The following is a 17,323-nucleotide window of genomic DNA, read 5'->3' as shown; positions in this document are numbered from 1 at the left end:
TGCAGACTCGCTGCCGTTCGATGCGATGCATTCTACTTATCTGACGCAATGAGTCAATAGAATTATCCACACACTGCGTCCGTTTGCTGCTTTTTAAATCGCATCGATCAGCTATCGAGCAAATCGCCGCGTGCCGCGCTCAAATACTGGAACATTGACCAAAACGTCAACACTGCCGCAATGTACAGCGCAACAACACCCACACCGACAACTGTCGCTTCGGGACGCCACAGCAAAGCAAACAGCGAGAACATCTGCGCGGTGGTTTTCACCTTGCCGATCCATGACACCGCTACGCTGCTACGTTTACCAATCTCCGCCATCCACTCACGCAGCGCAGAGATAATGATTTCACGAGCGATCATGGTGGCAGCTGGCAGCGTAATCCACCAGGCGTGGAAATGTTCCGCCACTAGCACCAGCGCAATCGCCACCAGCACTTTGTCAGCTACTGGATCGAGAAACGCGCCAAAACGCGTGGTCTGCTTCCAGCGACGTGCTAAAAAACCATCAAACCAGTCAGTGACCGCAGCAATCACAAAGATCAGTGCAGTCGCAAAGGGAGCCCATTGAAATGGCAGATAAAACGCCAGGACAAAAAAGGGAATAAGTACGACTCGAAACAGGGTAAGACACGTCGGAATGTTAAATTGCATATGCCAGTAACTGTCTGGTGTGAGTAGGGTTTCATGTATGTTCCTACATTGCCCCCCCTCTTTCAACGTTAGTGTTTAAGTGAGTAGTAGATTTTTTCCGCCAGCGCAGTGGAAATCCCCGGCACTTTCGCAATCTCATCAACGCTGGCATTCATCAGCGGTTGCAGGCCGCCCATATACTTGAGCAGCTGTTGACGCCGTTTTGGCCCTACGCCTTCAATGCTTTCAATCGCGCTGGTGTTCTTCACCTTGGCACGTTTTTTCCGGTGACCTGAAATCGCATGATTGTGAGAGTCGTCACGAATATGTTGGATCACATGCAGTGCTGGCGAGTCCGGCGGTAAGGAAACGCCCTCACCTTCCGCTTCAAAGAACAACGTTTCCAGGCCAGCTTTACGATCGCTGCCTTTCGCCACGCCGAGTAGAATCGGACGATCTTTATCCCACGGCACATTCAGTTCGGCGAACACCTGCTTTGCCTGCGCTAACTGACCTTTACCGCCATCGATAATGATCACGTCAGGGATTTTGTCCTCTTCCAACGCTTTGCCATAACGGCGGCGCAGCACCTGATTCATCGCCGCATAATCATCGCCCGGCGTAATGCCTTCAATGTTGTAGCGACGATAATCGGAACGCAGTGGGCCATCGCGATTAAACACCACACAGGACGCGATGGTCTGCTCGCCCATGGTGTGGCTGATATCAAAGCACTCCATGCGATTGATGGTATCGAGTTCGAGGAACGTCGCTAACGCCGCCAGACGCTGCTGGATGGTTGAGTGCTGTGAAAGCTTGGTGGTCAGCGCGGTTGCCGCGTTGGTACGCGCCAGCTTCAGGTAGCGCGCACGGTCGCCACGCGGCTTGCTTTGAATATTCACCTTGCGTCCAGCTAATGCGCTGAGTGATTCGGCCAGCAGCTCACGTTCGGGCAGATTGAAGTCCAGCAGGATTTCTGCCGGCAAGGTGCGCGCTTCGCTGCCTTGCAGATAGAACTGCCCGACAAAGGTCTGCACCACTTCGGTCAGTTCAGTATCCGCGGGCACTTTAGGGAAATAGCTGCGGCTGCCGAGCACTTTACCCTGACGGATAAACAGCACGTGTAAACAGGCCATCCCGGCATCAAAGGCGACGCCCATTACATCCAGATCTTCACCCTGATTAGAGACAAACTGCCGCTCAGTTACGCGCCTTACCGCTTGAATCTGATCGCGTAACATCCCCGCTTCTTCGAAACGGAGCTCCTCACTGGCCTTTTCCATGCGCTTAACCAGCTGATTGATAACCTGATCATCTTTCCCTGCGAGGAAAAGACGCACGTAATCGGTTTGCTGCGCATACTCCTCTTCGCTTACTAAACCCGCAACGCACGGGCCAAGGCAGCGGCCAATCTGATATTGCAAACAGGGGCGCGAACGGTTGCGATACACGCTATTTTCACATTGGCGAATCGGAAACACCTTTTGCAGCAGCGCCAGAGTTTCACGCACCGCATAACCGTTTGGAAACGGCCCAAAGTATTCGCCTTTGGCATGCTTCGCACCACGATGCATCGCCAGGCGCGGATGACTATCGCTGCTGAGGAAAATATAAGGATAGGATTTGTCATCACGCAGCAGCACGTTATAGCGCGGCTGGTAGAGCTTGATGTAGTTATGCTCCAGCAGCAGCGCTTCCGTTTCGGTGTGCGTCACGGTGACGTCGATATTCTGGATGTTGCTGACCAGCACTTCCGTTTTGCGACTGCCCACCTGCGTACGGAAGTAGCTGGTCAGGCGCTTTTTGAGGTCTTTGGCTTTACCAACATAGATCACCGTGCCGGCCATATCGTACATACGATAGACGCCGGGTTGGCTGGTCACGGTGCTGAGAAAGGCTTTGGAATTGAAAACGTCACTCACTACTGATTAATGGCTCCGCATTGAACAGGCCATGTCGAATGGCCAAATGCGTTAACTCGACGTCGCCACTGATATTCAACTTACTGAACATGCGATAGCGGTAACTGTTAACGGTTTTCGGGCTGAGACTAAGCTGTTCGGAGATTTCCGTCACCTTCTGCCCGCGCGTAATCATCAGCATAATCTGCAATTCCCTTTCCGACAAACAGCTGAACGGTGATTCTGCTTTTTGCGGTTCAATCTGGCTGAGTGCCATTTGCTGGGCAATATCCGAGGCGATGTAGCGTTGCCCCGAATGCACCGAACGAATCGCACTCACCACTTCCTGCGGCGCGGCACCTTTGCTGAGATAACCCGCTGCGCCCGCCTGCATCACTTTCGCCGGCAGTGGATTTTCGGTATGAATGGTCAGCATGATGATGCGGATATCCGGGTTAAAGCGCACAATTTTGCGTGTCGCTTCCAGGCCGCCGATGCCGGGCATATTCATATCCATCAGCACCACGTCGACCGGATGACTACGACACCATTTTACCGCGTCTTCACCACAGGCAGCTTCACCGGCTATGACAAGTCCTTTCATATCTTCCAGAATGCGACGAATACCGGCGCGTACCAGTTCATGGTCATCAACAAGAAGCAAGCTGATCAACGGGAAGTACTCCGCAAGTTAAGAAAGGGAAATATATTTCAAGTGGCCATCTTACCGGTTTTCAGGTGGAAAAAACATCTATCGGCACAGATAAATCTCAAACGAAATGATGTAAATCAATAACATTCATTTGATCATGCTTTTGCAGCGAAGCTGCGATAACATGCAAAACTAGACAAGTAAAACAATCAATAATATCATTAAGTTATAATTTATAGCTCAATTTTATTGCTGCATTATGTTTGCTCAATAAATAAGGTCTAAACGCCTAATTCATTTGCTGATAAATAGCGCAAAGAGCAATTAAATCGTCGTGTGGCTTTTACCGCTTCGGCTGCATTAAATTCGACTGACAACCATATGATATACTCTCTTTTTTACGCACAAGATGAATGTGTCTACATTGAGTAACACCACCAAGGAGTCAAATATGAGTGATGAAGATTTCGCAACTTCACGAGACACGCAGGCGCTGGCAGACGAAGTGGCCTGTCTAAAAATGATGGTGACGCTGATTCTGAAAGGAATGGGTCAAGCCGACGCCGGTAAGGTGATCATCAACATGGAGCGTTATGTGCAGGCATCGCTAGGCGATAAGCCGCAGGCGGAAGTGTTTAACAATACCATTCGCCAGATCAAAACCGCGTATCGTCAATAAACAATGTGCCCCGCGCGTGATGCGCGGGGTAGTTAACTGTGTGACTGCCAGTTCACCGATACACCTAACGATGGCAGCACTTCCTCCGGACTAAAGCGTCGCGTTCCACGATACTTCTCTGCCAGCGCCGGTTGATTTACCGGAATGCGAATGGCAAACAGATTGTCTTCAGATTGGATCAAGCCCGGTGAAAGAGGTTCGTAGACCACCTGATGTTGTTCAAACATTTTTTCCAGCATCGGCGTAGCTGAACTGATCAAATACTCCATGCCACTCAGTTCGGCTAATTGCACTGAGTGCCACAAAATAGTGAGCGGCAACTCCGCATCCACTTCAAGGCGTGCCGAGAAGCGCGACATTTCCCACACTTTCTCCTGATCGAAAGGCAGTACAAAGCCCTCCGGCACTTCCGGTTCGTGCCATGGCAGCAGACGTGCGCAACCGCAAATCCCCTGACGTGCATTCCAGGCTATCAGCCAGGTAACATCCGAGCGATCAAAACGATCGTACTCTTGCCCAGGCGTACTTAATCGCGGGGGAATTGACCATCCTTCACCCCGCGCAAATACGCTATAGCGATACGTTCCCAATTCTGCCAACAGTGAGGACGGCATATCCTTAAGCTGTGTTTGAATTACTTTCATCATGCGCCCCTGACATCCCCATGTATGCAATGATTTCTTTGAGCCAGCCTGGCAACGTTGCGCGCAGGGTAGACAACTGACACTGGAGAAGGAACTACTAAAATTAGTAGTTGCGTTTTCGCTAAATCAAGCCAGTCGCTGCGGCATAACAGGCAATCTGCGTTTTATTGGAAACATTAAAACGCTTTTGCATATTCTTTTGGTGAAAGTTCACCGTATGTTCAGATATGGCTAAAATAAGTGAAATTTCCGCAGAAGTTTTTCCTTCAGCCGTCCATTTCAGAATTTCTAATTCACGCTGACTAAAATCGTTAGATAAAACGACCATTGAATCGTCATTCAGACGTTCTAACACGCGCAGACTCAGTTCCGCCAGAAGATGCAGTTTCACCTCTAACTCTATGCGTAAGTGCTGCGTCTGACTGTTAAGCGTCGATGCAATAGATAATATACCAATGGTACGATTTGGTGCCATTGCCGAGCAGGAAAAGCCGCTCAATAATCCTGCTGCATTAGCTTCTGCCCATAAATTACCCGCGCCGGTAAACAAATCGCGCGTCCATTCCACACCGCGTCCAGGCCGCTGACAGAGTAATAGCACGGGATCAACCGCATAATAGTTCTCACTTTCGTAACGCTTTACCCAGCTTTCTGGGTAAGTACTGAACAAAAACAGGCGCGGCCGGGTAAAAGGCACCGGGTGTTGAACCAAAAAAGCAAAGTAATCAAAACCCAGTTTTTCAATCTGTTGTTGCAATAGTGATTTCAATTGCGCCGCTTCTGTCAGCGCCATAAATTCATTTTCCATTTCGCCTCGCCAGACGAAATAATTATCGGTCGTCATTATTGCCCTAGCGCTATTTCACGCTTTACATTCTGAAATTAGTTAGTGTTAACGCAAAAAAAATAAATTAGCCTGACAAAAATTATTGATTGAAAAGAGAGCAAATTCGTAAAAACGTTCACAACTCCAATAATGTCAATACGTTAACGTAAAGGGAATGTGTAGGTTGACGTTATTTGTTAACAGATTCACAACGTTAATTCCTCAGCTGATTAGAATAGGATTTTTCTGAAGTAGTTTCAATCATCCGATTGATTGAAAATGATCGTTAGATTGATAAATTTTTAGCATCGTCATTAACTAAAATTAACCTATAGCAGAGCAGATTCTTTTGCATTGAGAGGGGTATGTACGGTGAATGCGTTTTGGCAACATCTTAATTCCACCCCTTTCTGCGGTTAAGATAATTCCTCAAGTAATGAGGTAATTTCTCTCGGGCTGATTTACGGCTACGCTTACTTCTTACGGAGAAAAAAATTTAGGGTAAATGGGTAATGGGAGACAGTGCTCCAACACGGCTCAGGCGCATTGTCGCAGGTAGGTGGGAAAACAGCGGAATTGACTATGTTGAACCAATTTGCATTACCTTTCCTTGTTTTAGGCGGCTGCACAGCCCTGATGATTTTAAAAGATCTTTTTCGCCATCCGCATCCTGTTGCGGTAATGAATATCATCTGGCCAATAACAGGGTTGTATCTGCCCTTTATTGGTTGGATCGCCTGGTGGTACTTGGGTCGTAAACCATCACAACAGCAAAAGCTTGCTTTATTGGTTCCACAAAAAATACGCAGTAATGCCAGCTGGCAAACTATCTTTATTTCCACATCATTATCTGCAGCAGCTTGTATATTCGGCGACATAATGACAATCCCGATAGTCACCTTACTAAAACACTTTGCCATTAATCCGACATTATGGATGCAAGCGCTTATTTGCGTTATCGCTTCATTGTTTATGGGATTACTTTTTCAATTTCTGGCTATTCGCCAACGTGAAAAACATTCATTTGGCAGCGCCTTATTATTAGCAATGAAAACCGAGGTTTTCCCCCTACTGATTTATCAGTTAGGTATTTTTATCTTTATGGCATTGGCTCTAAAGTTTGTGCTGAACGGGCAGGTCAATCCGCTGCTGGTGGCATTCTGGTTTATGCTGCAACTAGCAATAATGATTGGCTTTCTTTTCTCCTGGCCAGCTAATCATTTCCTGATAAAACGAGGACTTAATCCTGCGGCTTAGCTAGCGACAGTAACCCGATCCACGTATGCCGAGATGAAAATGGCTGGCATGCGCGGCGTTGTAATCCGGCCCCAACGCATTTCCGAAAGTGGCGCAACCATTGCGCCATAGCGCGTGCAGTCCTGCCGCCGCATCTTCTGGCTGTTGCCAGTTCTTTCCTACCTGTAACCAGCGCCCATTCGCCAGTTGAAATCCGGTAATATCCCAGGCATCGGCGCTAGCGTGCTCACTCAAACGCCCTTCCTGACGATGATAAATATTGCGACAAGCATAGCTGCCGACATGGGCAATGCGTTTCAACGGGCTAATGAAACCCACCTGACGTAATGCGCTGTCGCTGTTAATCACGAACATGGTGCTGGTCACTGCCATCGGACAGCTGGCAAGAAAACTGCTGCTCAGGGTGACGTCACCGTAGCCGCTGATCCGCAGCGGCTGGTCAATCGGGCAATCACCTTGCATCGGGGGCACCACGCGAAATTGCACCAGCCGCTGTTCGCTGGCTTGCCGCATCACCGCCATGCAGGCAGCCGGATCGCCACTCAATTTTTTTAGCTTGTAGCGCGTCATCCAACCCGGCGGATCGGTGACGTTAAGCGGCGTAAAGGGATTCCACTGAGGCGGTAGATGCGTTTTTAACCACGGCAAACTGAGCCAGCCGCAAACAGCCAGCAACGCGATGGCGAACAGAGCGCGCACAATGCCTCACTTTTACTGATGAAATGAACTAACAAGTGTAGAAGTCATACGCGCGAAAAGTGACGTAAATCGCTTAATTGTTGAAGATTTACGCAAAATGACTGCACTTTAAACTCTGTAAATAATTACTGACACAGCTAAGTGCGTAAAAGGTCACTCAGGGGGAAAAACCATTACCGAAACTGCCTGCCTTTCCTCTATCTTATGCCCCTTGCCTGGATAAAGGCACATACCTCATCAGCCAATAGAGCTGACACAACATCCCCCGACAGGAAAGAAAAATTTATGGTTGATCAATCAAAAGAGGCGCTCATAGAGGCCGAACAGCCGGATAAACTCCAGCGTAACCTGCACAATCGTCATATTCAGCTGATTGCTATCGGCGGCGCCATCGGCACCGGGCTGTTTATGGGTTCGGGTAAAACCATCAGCCTCGCGGGCCCATCGATCATTTTCGTCTACATGATCATTGGCTTTATGCTGTTCTTCGTCATGCGCGCCATGGGCGAACTGCTGTTATCTAACCTCGAATATAAATCCTTTAGCGATTTTGCCGCCGATTTACTCGGTCCGTGGGCGGGCTATTTTACCGGCTGGACTTACTGGTTCTGTTGGGTGGTAACCGGCATTGCCGATGTGGTCGCCATCAGCGCCTATTTCCAGCTGTGGTTCCCCGACTTCTCCATCTGGATGAGCGCCCTGCTGTGCGTCTTTGTTTTCCTGGCATTGAACATCGCCACGGTGAAGCTGTTTGGTGAGATGGAATTCTGGTTCGCGATTATCAAAATCGTCGCTATTGTGGCGCTGATCATCACCGGTATTGTGCTGGTGAGCCTGCATTATCCGTCACCCAACGGTGGCACCGCGGCATTAAGCAATATCTGGGATCACGGCGGCATGTTCCCGAAAGGGTTGAGCGGCTTCTTTGCCGGCTTCCAGATTGCGGTTTTCGCCTTTGTCGGCATTGAGTTGGTGGGCACCGCAGCAGCAGAAACCAAAGATCCGCACAAAGTTCTGCCACGGGCGATTAACGCCATTCCGCTGCGCATCATTATGTTTTACGTTCTGGCGCTGATGGTGATCATGGCGGTAACGCCGTGGAATCAGGTGCTGCCAAACCGCAGTCCGTTCGTTGAGATGTTTGTGTTGATTGGCTTGCCTGCCGCCGCCAGCATCGTCAACTTCGTGGTGCTGACGTCCGCTGCTTCTTCCGCTAACAGCGGCATCTTCTCTACCAGCCGTATGCTGTATGGCCTGGCGGAACAAGGCGTGGCACATAAATCCTTTGGTCGCCTCTCGTCGCGTGCGGTGCCAACAACTGGCCTGTTCTTCTCCTGCCTGTGTCTGCTGGCTGGCGTGGCGCTGATTTACCTGATCCCGGATGTGATGACGGTGTTCACCATGGTGACCACGGTGTCGGCGATTCTGTTTATGTTCGTCTGGACCATCATCCTGTGCAGCTATCTGGCGTACCGCAAGCAGCATCCACAGCGTCATGCTGAATCAACATTTAAGATGCCGCTGGGCAAGATTATGTGCTGGGTATGTATGGCATTCTTCGCCTTTGTACTGGTACTGCTGACGCTGCAGGAAGATACCCGCCAGGCGTTGATGGTGACGCCGCTGTGGTTCGTGATGCTGACCATGGGTTGGTTATTGCGTCGTCGCAAAGCGTAAAACGTTATGGGTCGCCAGAAATGGCGACCCTACGCAATCAGAGTCGCTCGCGTAATTTGTGCCATGCTTGCGCCAGCGAAGGACGCACCGAAGGTTCACGCTGTGGCGCTATCTCCGGTGACTGCGGCGCTCCCAGATTAAAGGTGAAGGTGTAATTCGGCTCTTCACCCATCCGCAAATCACTGATCAAAGTCCGCTCGCCCTGCTGCTTCATCGCGTAAAAACCGTGACTAAACCACGCCACACGCTCGGCATGCCATTGACCTTTAAACGGCGCTAACAGCGCGGGCTGACGATCGTGCCAGCTGATCTGCAGCGGACGCCCCGGTGACAACAGCGACCAATAAGCTTCGCCATAACGATCCGGCGTCATAATCACCGTACGCCACACCAGCGTGTTAAATGCGGTCGGCGTCACCAGCAATTGCTCAGGTTGCACCGCTTGCTGCGTCAAATCTTGCTCAATGTGCTGCGTGGCGATGCTTTGTGCCACCATGCTCCAGCCGAGATACAGTGTACTCACTAATAATCCCACCTGATTCCAGCGCAAGCCCACAGCATCTCGTCGCCACAGGGCGACCAGCAGCGCAATCAACAACGGCAAAGTATAGAGCGGATCGATGATGTACATGCTGCCAATGGCATAGGGGAAATCAGTGAGCGGCAGGCCCAACTGCGTACCGTAAACGGTGGTGAGATCCAGCAGCGGATGCGTGACCAGCGCCAACCACATCGCCAGCGTCCAGCCGCGCCAGTGCGATCGACTGCGCGTTGCTCCGGCCACCAGCCAGCCAAGCAGCGCTGCAATTAAAGTGAGAAATATCAGCGCATGACTTTCGGTGCGATGCAGCGTCATGTTGCGGATGGCATCGCCATGATCGATAAACACGTCGAGATCCGGCAAAGTCCCTGCCACCGCGCCTACCAGCGCCGCTTGCCACAGCGGAACGCGTTTGCCCATTACCGCAACGGTAACCGCCGCGCCTAATGTCAGTTGCGATAACGAATCCATCCACTCTCCTTGAAAAAAGCGGGATCAGCGCACGCGGATCCCTTCAATAATCATGCGCTGTACATTTTCCAGCGTCTGTTCAAAGAACGCAGGATCGTTCAACGTCTGGCCGGTAATCGCCTCCACCTGAGAAGCGAAATCGGCATAGTGTTGCGTGGTGGCCCACAGCAGGAAAAACAGATGCTGCGGCTGCACGCCCGCCAGCCGCCCTTCGGCGATCCACTGCTCGATAATCGCCGCCTTCTCATCCACCAGCGCTTTTAAATCACCCGCGAGTTCACCTTTCAACAGCGGCGCGCCCTGCAGCATCTCAAGGCAAAACAAACGCGACGCTTGTGGATGGTCGCGCGAGACTTCCAGTTTCAGGCGAATGTATTTACCAATCGCCGTCAACGGATCGTGATCGTGCTGCAGCGCGCGCAGCGGCGCCAGCCACACATCGAGAATCTCTTTTAAAACGGCTATATACAGCACTTCTTTCGACGGATAGTAATACAGCAGATTGGTTTTAGAGACATCCGCCCGCTCCGCCACTTTATCCAGGCTGGTGCCGTGAATGCCGTATTGCGAGAAGAAGGTTAACGCCGCTTCCAGAATGGCTGCCCGCTTTGCGGCGACCGCACGCGAACGACGCCCCGGTTTTTTTTCATCGCTTTTCACACTGTTACCTCTTCCGTCCTGCCTGAACGCATCATAACAAAGGCCCTCTTTCCTGCCTAATGGCTCGCCTGCACCTTTTTTGACCATACCGCGCATGAAAAACGTGCAGAACGTTTTGACCAAACGGTCTGAATTGGACCAATTACTCCAGATTAGAGCAGGCGAAGATTTTAACATCTTGTTATCTAAGTCTTTTAAAAATGTGGCACAGGCTTTGCACTTTTGTGATGGAGCGCCGCCCGCAGGACGCGTGCAGGAAGCAGCGCAGCGCGTGAAGCAGTCCCCGTCTAATGCAGAGAGGTTTCACATGAAAATTGGCGTCTTTATCCCGATTGGTAATAACGGCTGGCTGATCTCCACCCATGCCCCGCAGTACAAGCCGACCTTTGAACTCAACAAAGCGATCGTACTGAAAGCGGAGCATTATCACTTCGACTTTGCCCTTTCGATGATCAAGCTGCGTGGCTTTGGCGGTAAAACCGAATTCTGGGATCACAACCTCGAATCCTTCACGCTGATGGCAGGACTCGCGGCGGTGACCTCACGTATTGAGATCTACGCCACCGCCGCCACGCTGACCTTACCGCCCGCGATTGTGGCGCGCATGGCATCAACCATTGATTCCATCTCTAATGGCCGCTTTGGCGTCAATCTCGTGACCGGCTGGCAGAAACCGGAGTACGAGCAGATGGGCTTGTGGCCCGGCGATGCTTACTTCTCCAGCCGCTACCAATATCTGACCGAATACGTCACCGTGTTGCGCGATTTGTGGGGCACCGGCCAGAGCGATTTCAAAGGCGAATTCTTTACCATGAACGATTGTCGCGTCAGCCCGCAGCCGCAAAAACCGATGAAGGTGATTTGCGCCGGACAGAGCGATGCCGGCATGGCGTTCTCGGCGCAGCACGCCGATTACAACTTCTGTTTCGGTAAAGGCGTTAACACACCAACCGCCTTCGCGCCAACCGCCGCGCGCATGAAGCAAGCTGCCGATAAAGCGGGCCGCGACGTCGGTTCCTATGTGCTGTTTATGATTATCGCCGCTGAGAGCGACGAAGCCGCTCGCGCCAAATGGGAGCACTACAAAGCCGGAGCCGATGAAGAAGCGCTCGCCTGGCTCACCACACAAAGTCAGCAGGACACCAAATCCGGCAGCGACACTAACGTGCGCCAGATGGCCGATCCGACTTCAGCGGTCAACATCAATATGGGCACGCTAGTGGGTTCTTACGCCAATGTGGCACGAATGTTGGATGAAGTTGCTTTAGTCGATGGCACGCAAGGCGTGTTGCTGACCTTCGACGACTTCCTGCAAGGCATCGAAGATTTCGGTGAACGGATTCAGCCCTTAATGCAGTGTCGCCACGATTTAATTGCATCCCAGCAGGAGGTTGCCTGATGAGTACCGTTGTTTGCGCCCATACCTCAAGTTTACCGAACGTCACCTTACCGGCGCGTCCGGAAGCTATCGCGCTGCCGCCCAAGCAAAGTGCGCTGATTGTGGTGGATATGCAGAACGCCTATGCCACCCAAGGCGGCTATCTCGATTTGGCTGGCTTTGATGTCTCCGCCACCAAACCGGTGATTGCCAAAATTCATCAGGCGGTGACCGCGGCGCGTGCCGCCGGAATGCAGATTATCTGGTTCCAGAATGGCTGGGATGACCAATACGTTGAAGCCGGTGACGCGGGTTCGCCGAATTTCCATAAATCCAACGCGCTGAAAACCATGCGCAAACGTCCTGAATTGCAAGGCACATTATTGTCGAAAGGCGGCTGGGATTATGCGCTGGTCGATGAACTTGTGCCGCAGGAAGGCGATATCGTACTGCCGAAACCGCGCTACAGCGGCTTCTTCAACACTTCACTCGACAGCATGCTGCGCAGCCGAGGCATCCGCCATCTGGTGTTTACCGGCATTGCCACCAACGTCTGCGTGGAATCGACGCTGCGCGACGGCTTCTTTCTGGAATATTTCGGCGTGGTACTGGAAGACGCAACCTATCAGGCGGGTCCAGCGTTTGCGCAGCAGGCAGCCATTTTTAATATCGAAACGTTTTTTGGCTGGGTCAGCGATACCGACACCTTCTGCGAAACGCTGAAAAGCTAACACCCCGTTTCATCTGCAACCCATAAGAAGAGGATTTCGCCATGCCTAAACGTGTGATTATTCCGCCCGGCAGCGGTACGCCGATCGCGCCATTCGTGCCCGGCACTTTAGCTGACGGCGTCGTCTACGTCTCCGGCACCTTGCCGTTTGATGCCAACAACAATGTGGTACACGTTGGTGATGCCGCTGCGCAAACGCGTCACGTGCTGGAGACCATCAAAAAGGTCATCGAAACCGCCGGCGGCACAATGGACGATGTGACGTTTAACTCGATTTTTCTCACCGACTGGAGCAACTACGCGGCAATAAACCAAATTTACGCCGAATACTTCCCCGGCGATAAACCGGCCCGCTTCTGCATTCAGTGCGGGCTGGTGAAACCGGATGCGCTGATCGAAATCGCCACCATTGCCCATATCGGCAAGCAGGAGGCGTGATGCAGCTCGAGATTCAAGGTTTAACCGCAGAGGATGCGCCGACGCTGGTGCTGGCGTCTGGCTTGGGTGGCGTAGCCGGTTTCTGGCAGCCGCAGCTGGCGGCGCTGACGCCACATTATCGCGTGGTGACCTACGACCAGCGCGGCACCGGCCGCAGCGCCGATACGCTGCCGGATGGCTACAGCATGGCGATGATGGCGGCGGAACTGGCGCACGCGCTGGAACAGCACGGCATTCAGCATTACGCCATCATCGGCCATGCGCTGGGCGGCTTAATCGGCCTGCAGCTGGCGCTGGACTTCCCGCAGCGCGTGGATCGCGTGGTGGTGATCAACGGCTGGCTTTCGCTGGATGCGCACACCCAGCGCTGCTTCCAGGTGCGTCAGGATCTGTTGATGAACGTTGGCGTTGAAGCCTTTGTGCGCGCGCAGCCGCTGTTCCTCTATCCCGCTGAATGGCTGGCACGCAATCAGGAGCGCATTAACGCGGAAGATGCGCATCATGTCGCCCATTTTCAGGGCATGGAAAATCTGCTGCGCCGCTTGCATGCGCTGAAAAGCGCGGATTTCCGGCCACATGTCGCGCGCATCACCCAGCCGGTGTTAGCGATTTGCAGTCAGGACGATCTGCTGGTGCCGTGGAGCTGCTCACCGCAGCTGGCACAGGCGCTGCCCAACGGTAGCCTGATTGAGATGGCCTGGGGCGGGCACGCCATGAGCGTCACCGATGCCGACAACTTTAACGCGCTGCTGCTGCGCTGGCTGGCCGATACGGCTGCGCCTGCGCAACGTGCGGCCAGCTAATCACAGGAGCAACCGATGAGCGTGCATGAACTGCCTGTTATACCCCTTGTGGAGCGCGATGCGTTTCGTAATGCGATGGCGTGCTTAGGGGCGGCGGTGAATATCATCACCACCGATGGCCCAGCCGGTCGCGCCGGTTTTACCGCCTCTGCAGTGTGCAGCGTGACCGATACGCCGCCAACGCTGCTGGTGTGTCTCAATCGTTCGGCATCGGTGTGGCCGATATTTCGCGACAACGGTTATCTGTGTGTCAACACGCTGGCCGCCGGACATGAAAATCTTTCGACGCTGTTTGGCGGCAAAACGCCGATGGCCGAACGCTTCGCTGCCGCGGAGTGGCAAACGCTTGCCAGCGGTTCTCCGCTGTTAGACGGCGCGCTGGTGTCGTTTGATTGCAAAGTGGCCCAAGTGGTCAGCGTCGGGACACACGACATCCTGTTTTGCGAAGTGCTGGCGCTGGTGCGCAATGATGAAACGCACGGCCTGGCGTGGTTTGACCGTGGATATCATCACCTTTTACGGCAGGACGCCCGCTAACGCCGCCCTGCGCGGCTCGCTTTCACTGACACCCTGGAGATGACAATGGCGAGTTCCTGGTTCCCCCGCTGGCAGAAAAAGTCAGCCTTGACCGATAATGGGCTGATTGCGCCGGACGAAACGCTGCCGTTTGCGCAGACGGTGGTCCTTGGCCTGCAGCATGCTGTGGCAATGTTTGGCGCAACGGTATTGATGCCGTTGTTGATGGGACTGGACCCCAATCTGGCGATTCTGGTTTCTGGCATCGGTACGCTACTGTTCTTCCTGGTCACCGGCGGACGCGTACCCAGCTATCTCGGCTCCAGCGCGGCATTTGTCGGGGTGATCATTGCGGTAACCGGCTTTAACGGTCAGGGACTCAATCCCAATCTGGCGCTGGCGTTGGGCGGCGTCATCGCCTGCGGCGCGCTTTACACGGTGATTGGTCTGATCGTGATGAAAGTGGGCACCGGCTGGATTGAGCGCCTGATGCCGCCGGTAGTGACGGGTGCGGTGGTGATGGCGATTGGTCTGAATCTGGCACCGATAGCGGTGCACGGCGTGTCTGGCTCGATGTTTGACAGCTGGATGGCAGTGATGACGGTGCTGTGCATCGGCCTTGTCGCGGTGTTCACGCGCGGTATGATCCAGCGCTTGTTGATTCTGGTAGGACTGATTGTGTCGTGGGCAATTTACGCGCTGCTGACCAACGTGCTGGGCTTTGGCAAACCGGTGGACTTCAGCGGTCTCGCCAATGCGCCGTGGTTTGGTCTGCCGCACACCACCGCGCCGATCTTTGATATGCAGGCCATTGTGATGATTGCACCGGTGGCGATCATTCTGGTGGCGGAAAATCTCGGTCACATCAAAGCCGTGGCAGGTATGACCGGGCGTAATCTCGACCCATGGATGGGACGCGCCTTTGTCGGCGACGGATTAGCAACCATGCTATCCGGTTCGATTGGCGGCAGTGGCGTCACCACTTATGCGGAAAATATTGGCGTGATGGCGGTCACCAAAGTCTATTCAACGCTGGCCTTCGTTGCCGCCGCGGTCATTGCCCTGGTGCTCGGCTTCTCACCGAAGTTTGGCGCGCTGATCCACACCATTCCTGGTCCGGTGATTGGTGGTGCTTCAATTGTGGTATTTGGCTTGATTGCGGTGGCAGGTGCGCGTATCTGGGTGCAGAACCATGTGGATTTCAATCAGAACGGGAATCTCATCATGGTGGCGACCACGCTGGTGCTGGGTGCGGGAGATTTTGCCCTGAAAATCGGCAGCTTCACCCTCGGCGGGATCGGAACAGCGACCTTTGGTGCCATCATTCTTAACGCGATTCTGCAACGCCGCGGTGCCGCGCTGGCAAACCAGGCGGCCCGGCAGCATCCTTAAGGTTCAAGCGGTGTCTGTTCGGGCACCGCTTTCTTACGACGAATCCGCAGTTCGCTGACAATCACACCACACACGATCAGCGCCGCACCCAATAGCGCAGCGGCCGGTAAACGCTCACCTGCTATGCGCCCCACAACGCCCGCCCACACCGGTTCACCGGCATAAATAACCGTAGCCCGCGTTGGTGAGACGCTGCGCTGCGCCCAGTTCATGGTGACCTGAATTAAGGCACTGGCCGCGCCTAACCCTAAGGCGCTGAGCAGCAGCGGCGTCGACATTACCGGAACCGATTCGCCATTCGGGATCATTAAAACGAAGGCACACGCCGAGGCTACCATTAGCTGAATCAGCGTCACGCGGCGCACATCCACCTGCCCGGCATAGCGGCTAATCAAAATGATCTCGGCCGCAATCGCCAGCGTGCTGAGCAAGGTGGCAATCTCACCGGCGTTGAGCGTCAGGCTGCCATCCTGCGGACCGGCCACCAGCACCAAACCGGTAAAGGCCAGCAGAATGCCTAACCACGCCATCAATCCTGGTGGACGCCGCAGAAATAGCCATTGCAGCAGTGGTACTACCGGCACATAAAGCGCGGTAAGAAACGCCGACTGACTGCTGGAAATGGTTTGCATGCCCCAGGTTTGCAGGCCATAACCTCCAGCAATCGACAAGCCAATTAAGGCCCCGGCTTTAATTTCCAGCCAGGTGACCTGCTTGAGATAGCGACGGAAGAAAAACGCCAGCAGAAGCGAGGCCGTGGCAAACCGCAGTCCCACGAAGAAAAACGGACCGGAGTGCGCCATCGCCCGATGCACCACCAAAAAGGTGCCGCCCCAAACCATGGTGATAAAGATGAGAACCATTTCCTGACGTGAAATACGCAGGCTAAGACGCGAGGATGAACCGGACATAACGCACCAAAATAATCAATTGGTGGTCAGTTTGCTCAGAGAGCGGAGAAATTGCAATGCTTGTTACCGCCGGGTGAACCCGGCGGCCGGGAGATTAACCAGCAGCGACTCTATTTCTTGCTGCGGCTACGCCCCCCTTTTTCACCGGCTTCAGAAGCGCGTTGCGGGTCATTTCTGAAATTCCCGCCGCTGTTTTTGCCACCTTTGCGACCTGCTTCGGCGGCCCTTTCACGATCCTCTGCGAAATTGCCTGATCCTCCACGATGTTGTGCCATCATTTCCTCCAGGGATTGAGCATCCAGGTTGAGGGCTAATCACGTTACTGCCGTGAGAAGCGTGGTGACGGATGTTCCGCCCACCTGGATAAATAATAGACAACCCGCGCTAAAAACTCCGGTTCGCATTCATACTTTGAAACAGATAATTCACTCATTTATCAGCGAAAAAGCAAATTAACCGCCGCGTTACAAGCAGTTAGCTGCAGGTTTATAGCAGCTGCTTAACCTCTGTACA

Annotated in this window: 19 protein-coding genes; 9 read left to right on the top strand and 10 right to left on the bottom strand. The window is 53.2% G+C overall.

Features of this window, described 5'->3' with window-relative positions:
* Positions 1-107 precede the first annotated feature (107 nt).
* The 3 genes from pgsA to uvrY all read right to left on the bottom strand — a co-directional run bounded on the left by pgsA (position 108) and on the right by uvrY (position 3,209).
* The gene (pgsA, locus tag AC6I8K_RS06995) at positions 108-656 is read right to left on the bottom strand and encodes a CDP-diacylglycerol--glycerol-3-phosphate 3-phosphatidyltransferase (RefSeq protein ID WP_008102316.1); all 549 of its coding nucleotides are present in this window, start codon (positions 654-656) and stop codon (positions 108-110) included.
* A 68-nt stretch (positions 657-724) separates the two neighbouring features.
* Positions 725-2,557, bottom strand: coding sequence for an excinuclease ABC subunit UvrC (gene uvrC / locus AC6I8K_RS06990; protein ID WP_497826439.1), 1,833 nt, complete (start codon positions 2,555-2,557; stop codon positions 725-727).
* The gene (gene uvrY, locus AC6I8K_RS06985) at positions 2,550-3,209 is read right to left on the bottom strand and encodes a UvrY/SirA/GacA family response regulator transcription factor (protein ID WP_064740812.1); all 660 of its coding nucleotides are present in this window, start codon (positions 3,207-3,209) and stop codon (positions 2,550-2,552) included. The genes uvrC and uvrY overlap by 8 nt, the downstream gene beginning before the upstream one ends.
* Positions 3,210-3,639: 430 nt before the next feature.
* On the opposite strand from uvrY, the gene AC6I8K_RS06980 reads away from it, so the two are divergent.
* Positions 3,640-3,867, top strand: coding sequence for a DUF2594 family protein (locus AC6I8K_RS06980; protein WP_007887303.1), 228 nt, complete (start codon positions 3,640-3,642; stop codon positions 3,865-3,867).
* A 32-nt stretch (positions 3,868-3,899) separates the two neighbouring features.
* Here the strand turns inward: AC6I8K_RS06980 and AC6I8K_RS06975 are convergent, their stop codons facing one another.
* Both AC6I8K_RS06975 and AC6I8K_RS06970 read right to left on the bottom strand, forming a co-directional pair.
* Positions 3,900-4,511, bottom strand: coding sequence for an acyl-homoserine-lactone synthase (locus tag AC6I8K_RS06975; RefSeq protein WP_483817872.1), 612 nt, complete (start codon positions 4,509-4,511; stop codon positions 3,900-3,902).
* A gap of 121 nt (positions 4,512-4,632) precedes the next feature.
* Positions 4,633-5,355 (bottom strand): autoinducer binding domain-containing protein, encoded by a 723-nt coding sequence (locus AC6I8K_RS06970; protein ID WP_497826438.1) that lies wholly within the window; start codon positions 5,353-5,355, stop codon positions 4,633-4,635.
* Between the two features lie 564 nt (positions 5,356-5,919).
* Between AC6I8K_RS06970 and AC6I8K_RS06965 the strand changes: the two genes are divergently transcribed.
* Positions 5,920-6,594, top strand: a complete 675-nt coding sequence (locus AC6I8K_RS06965; RefSeq protein ID WP_483817145.1) for a DUF4396 domain-containing protein — start codon at positions 5,920-5,922, stop codon at positions 6,592-6,594.
* Here the strand turns inward: AC6I8K_RS06965 and AC6I8K_RS06960 are convergent, their stop codons facing one another.
* Positions 6,595-7,293, bottom strand: coding sequence for an extensin-like domain-containing protein (locus tag AC6I8K_RS06960; protein WP_497826437.1), 699 nt, complete (start codon positions 7,291-7,293; stop codon positions 6,595-6,597).
* Positions 7,294-7,578: 285 nt separating this feature from the next.
* On the opposite strand from AC6I8K_RS06960, the gene cycA reads away from it, so the two are divergent.
* Positions 7,579-8,970 (top strand): D-serine/D-alanine/glycine transporter, encoded by a 1,392-nt coding sequence (gene cycA / locus AC6I8K_RS06955; protein ID WP_064740807.1) that lies wholly within the window; start codon positions 7,579-7,581, stop codon positions 8,968-8,970.
* A gap of 37 nt (positions 8,971-9,007) precedes the next feature.
* Here cycA and AC6I8K_RS06950 read toward each other — a convergent pair whose 3' ends face one another.
* Together AC6I8K_RS06950 and rutR are read right to left on the bottom strand one after the other, a co-directional pair.
* A complete protein-coding gene (locus tag AC6I8K_RS06950; RefSeq protein WP_483817144.1) occupies positions 9,008-9,982 on the bottom strand; it encodes a metal-dependent hydrolase in 975 nt (324 codons plus the stop codon).
* 24 nt (positions 9,983-10,006) lie between these two features.
* The gene (rutR, locus tag AC6I8K_RS06945) at positions 10,007-10,642 is read right to left on the bottom strand and encodes an HTH-type transcriptional regulator RutR (protein ID WP_064740805.1); all 636 of its coding nucleotides are present in this window, start codon (positions 10,640-10,642) and stop codon (positions 10,007-10,009) included.
* Positions 10,643-10,949: 307 nt separating this feature from the next.
* Here rutR and rutA point away from each other — a divergent pair, with 307 nt between their 5' ends.
* From rutA to rutG, 6 genes are read left to right on the top strand one after another with little or no spacing between them, the layout of a single operon-like run.
* The gene (rutA, locus tag AC6I8K_RS06940; RefSeq protein ID WP_064741207.1) at positions 10,950-12,041 is read left to right on the top strand and encodes a pyrimidine utilization protein A; all 1,092 of its coding nucleotides are present in this window, start codon (positions 10,950-10,952) and stop codon (positions 12,039-12,041) included.
* Positions 12,041-12,751, top strand: a complete 711-nt coding sequence (gene rutB, locus AC6I8K_RS06935) for a pyrimidine utilization protein B (RefSeq protein WP_064740804.1) — start codon at positions 12,041-12,043, stop codon at positions 12,749-12,751. The genes rutA and rutB overlap by 1 nt, the downstream gene beginning before the upstream one ends.
* A gap of 41 nt (positions 12,752-12,792) precedes the next feature.
* Positions 12,793-13,188, top strand: coding sequence for a pyrimidine utilization protein C (gene rutC, locus AC6I8K_RS06930; protein ID WP_483817143.1), 396 nt, complete (start codon positions 12,793-12,795; stop codon positions 13,186-13,188).
* Positions 13,188-13,991, top strand: coding sequence for a pyrimidine utilization protein D (rutD, locus tag AC6I8K_RS06925; RefSeq protein WP_483817142.1), 804 nt, complete (start codon positions 13,188-13,190; stop codon positions 13,989-13,991). The genes rutC and rutD overlap by 1 nt, the downstream gene beginning before the upstream one ends.
* A 15-nt stretch (positions 13,992-14,006) precedes the next feature.
* A complete protein-coding gene (gene rutF, locus AC6I8K_RS06920) occupies positions 14,007-14,528 on the top strand; it encodes an NADH-dependent FMN reductase RutF (RefSeq protein WP_483817141.1) in 522 nt (173 codons plus the stop codon).
* Between the two features lie 45 nt (positions 14,529-14,573).
* Positions 14,574-15,899 carry a pyrimidine utilization transport protein G gene (gene rutG / locus AC6I8K_RS06915; protein ID WP_064740800.1) on the top strand — a complete coding sequence of 442 codons (1,326 nt, stop codon included), beginning with the start codon at positions 14,574-14,576 and terminating at the stop codon, positions 15,897-15,899.
* On the opposite strand, the gene AC6I8K_RS06910 is transcribed toward rutG, so the two are convergent.
* Both AC6I8K_RS06910 and AC6I8K_RS06905 read right to left on the bottom strand, forming a co-directional pair.
* Complete coding sequence (locus AC6I8K_RS06910) at positions 15,896-16,810, bottom strand: DMT family transporter (RefSeq protein WP_497826436.1); 915 nt, start codon at positions 16,808-16,810, stop codon at positions 15,896-15,898. The genes rutG and AC6I8K_RS06910 overlap by 4 nt on opposite strands.
* A 110-nt stretch (positions 16,811-16,920) precedes the next feature.
* A complete protein-coding gene (locus AC6I8K_RS06905) occupies positions 16,921-17,085 on the bottom strand; it encodes a con-10 family general stress protein (RefSeq protein ID WP_071845623.1) in 165 nt (54 codons plus the stop codon).
* Positions 17,086-17,323: the final 238 nt, after the last annotated feature.

Source organism: Pantoea sp. X-Soil-ISGK-421 (assembly GCF_059730785.1).
Note: the sequence above shows the minus strand (reverse complement) of the source record. Positions and strands in the feature narration are given on the sequence as shown.

Coding starts and splice junctions, on each gene's coding strand:
- pgsA (WP_008102316.1), bottom strand. CDS start 656: ATGCAATTTAACATTCCGACGTGTCTTACCCTGTTTCGAGTCGTACTT.
- AC6I8K_RS06980 (WP_007887303.1), top strand. CDS start 3,640: ATGAGTGATGAAGATTTCGCAACTTCACGAGACACGCAGGCGCTGGCA.
- AC6I8K_RS06975 (WP_483817872.1), bottom strand. CDS start 4,511: ATGAAAGTAATTCAAACACAGCTTAAGGATATGCCGTCCTCACTGTTG.
- AC6I8K_RS06970 (WP_497826438.1), bottom strand. CDS start 5,355: ATGACGACCGATAATTATTTCGTCTGGCGAGGCGAAATGGAAAATGAA.
- AC6I8K_RS06965 (WP_483817145.1), top strand. CDS start 5,920: ATGTTGAACCAATTTGCATTACCTTTCCTTGTTTTAGGCGGCTGCACA.
- cycA (WP_064740807.1), top strand. CDS start 7,579: ATGGTTGATCAATCAAAAGAGGCGCTCATAGAGGCCGAACAGCCGGAT.
- AC6I8K_RS06950 (WP_483817144.1), bottom strand. CDS start 9,982: ATGGATTCGTTATCGCAACTGACATTAGGCGCGGCGGTTACCGTTGCG.
- rutA (WP_064741207.1), top strand. CDS start 10,950: ATGAAAATTGGCGTCTTTATCCCGATTGGTAATAACGGCTGGCTGATC.
- rutB (WP_064740804.1), top strand. CDS start 12,041: ATGAGTACCGTTGTTTGCGCCCATACCTCAAGTTTACCGAACGTCACC.
- rutC (WP_483817143.1), top strand. CDS start 12,793: ATGCCTAAACGTGTGATTATTCCGCCCGGCAGCGGTACGCCGATCGCG.
- rutD (WP_483817142.1), top strand. CDS start 13,188: ATGCAGCTCGAGATTCAAGGTTTAACCGCAGAGGATGCGCCGACGCTG.
- rutF (WP_483817141.1), top strand. CDS start 14,007: ATGAGCGTGCATGAACTGCCTGTTATACCCCTTGTGGAGCGCGATGCG.
- rutG (WP_064740800.1), top strand. CDS start 14,574: ATGGCGAGTTCCTGGTTCCCCCGCTGGCAGAAAAAGTCAGCCTTGACC.
- AC6I8K_RS06910 (WP_497826436.1), bottom strand. CDS start 16,810: ATGTCCGGTTCATCCTCGCGTCTTAGCCTGCGTATTTCACGTCAGGAA.
- AC6I8K_RS06905 (WP_071845623.1), bottom strand. CDS start 17,085: ATGGCACAACATCGTGGAGGATCAGGCAATTTCGCAGAGGATCGTGAA.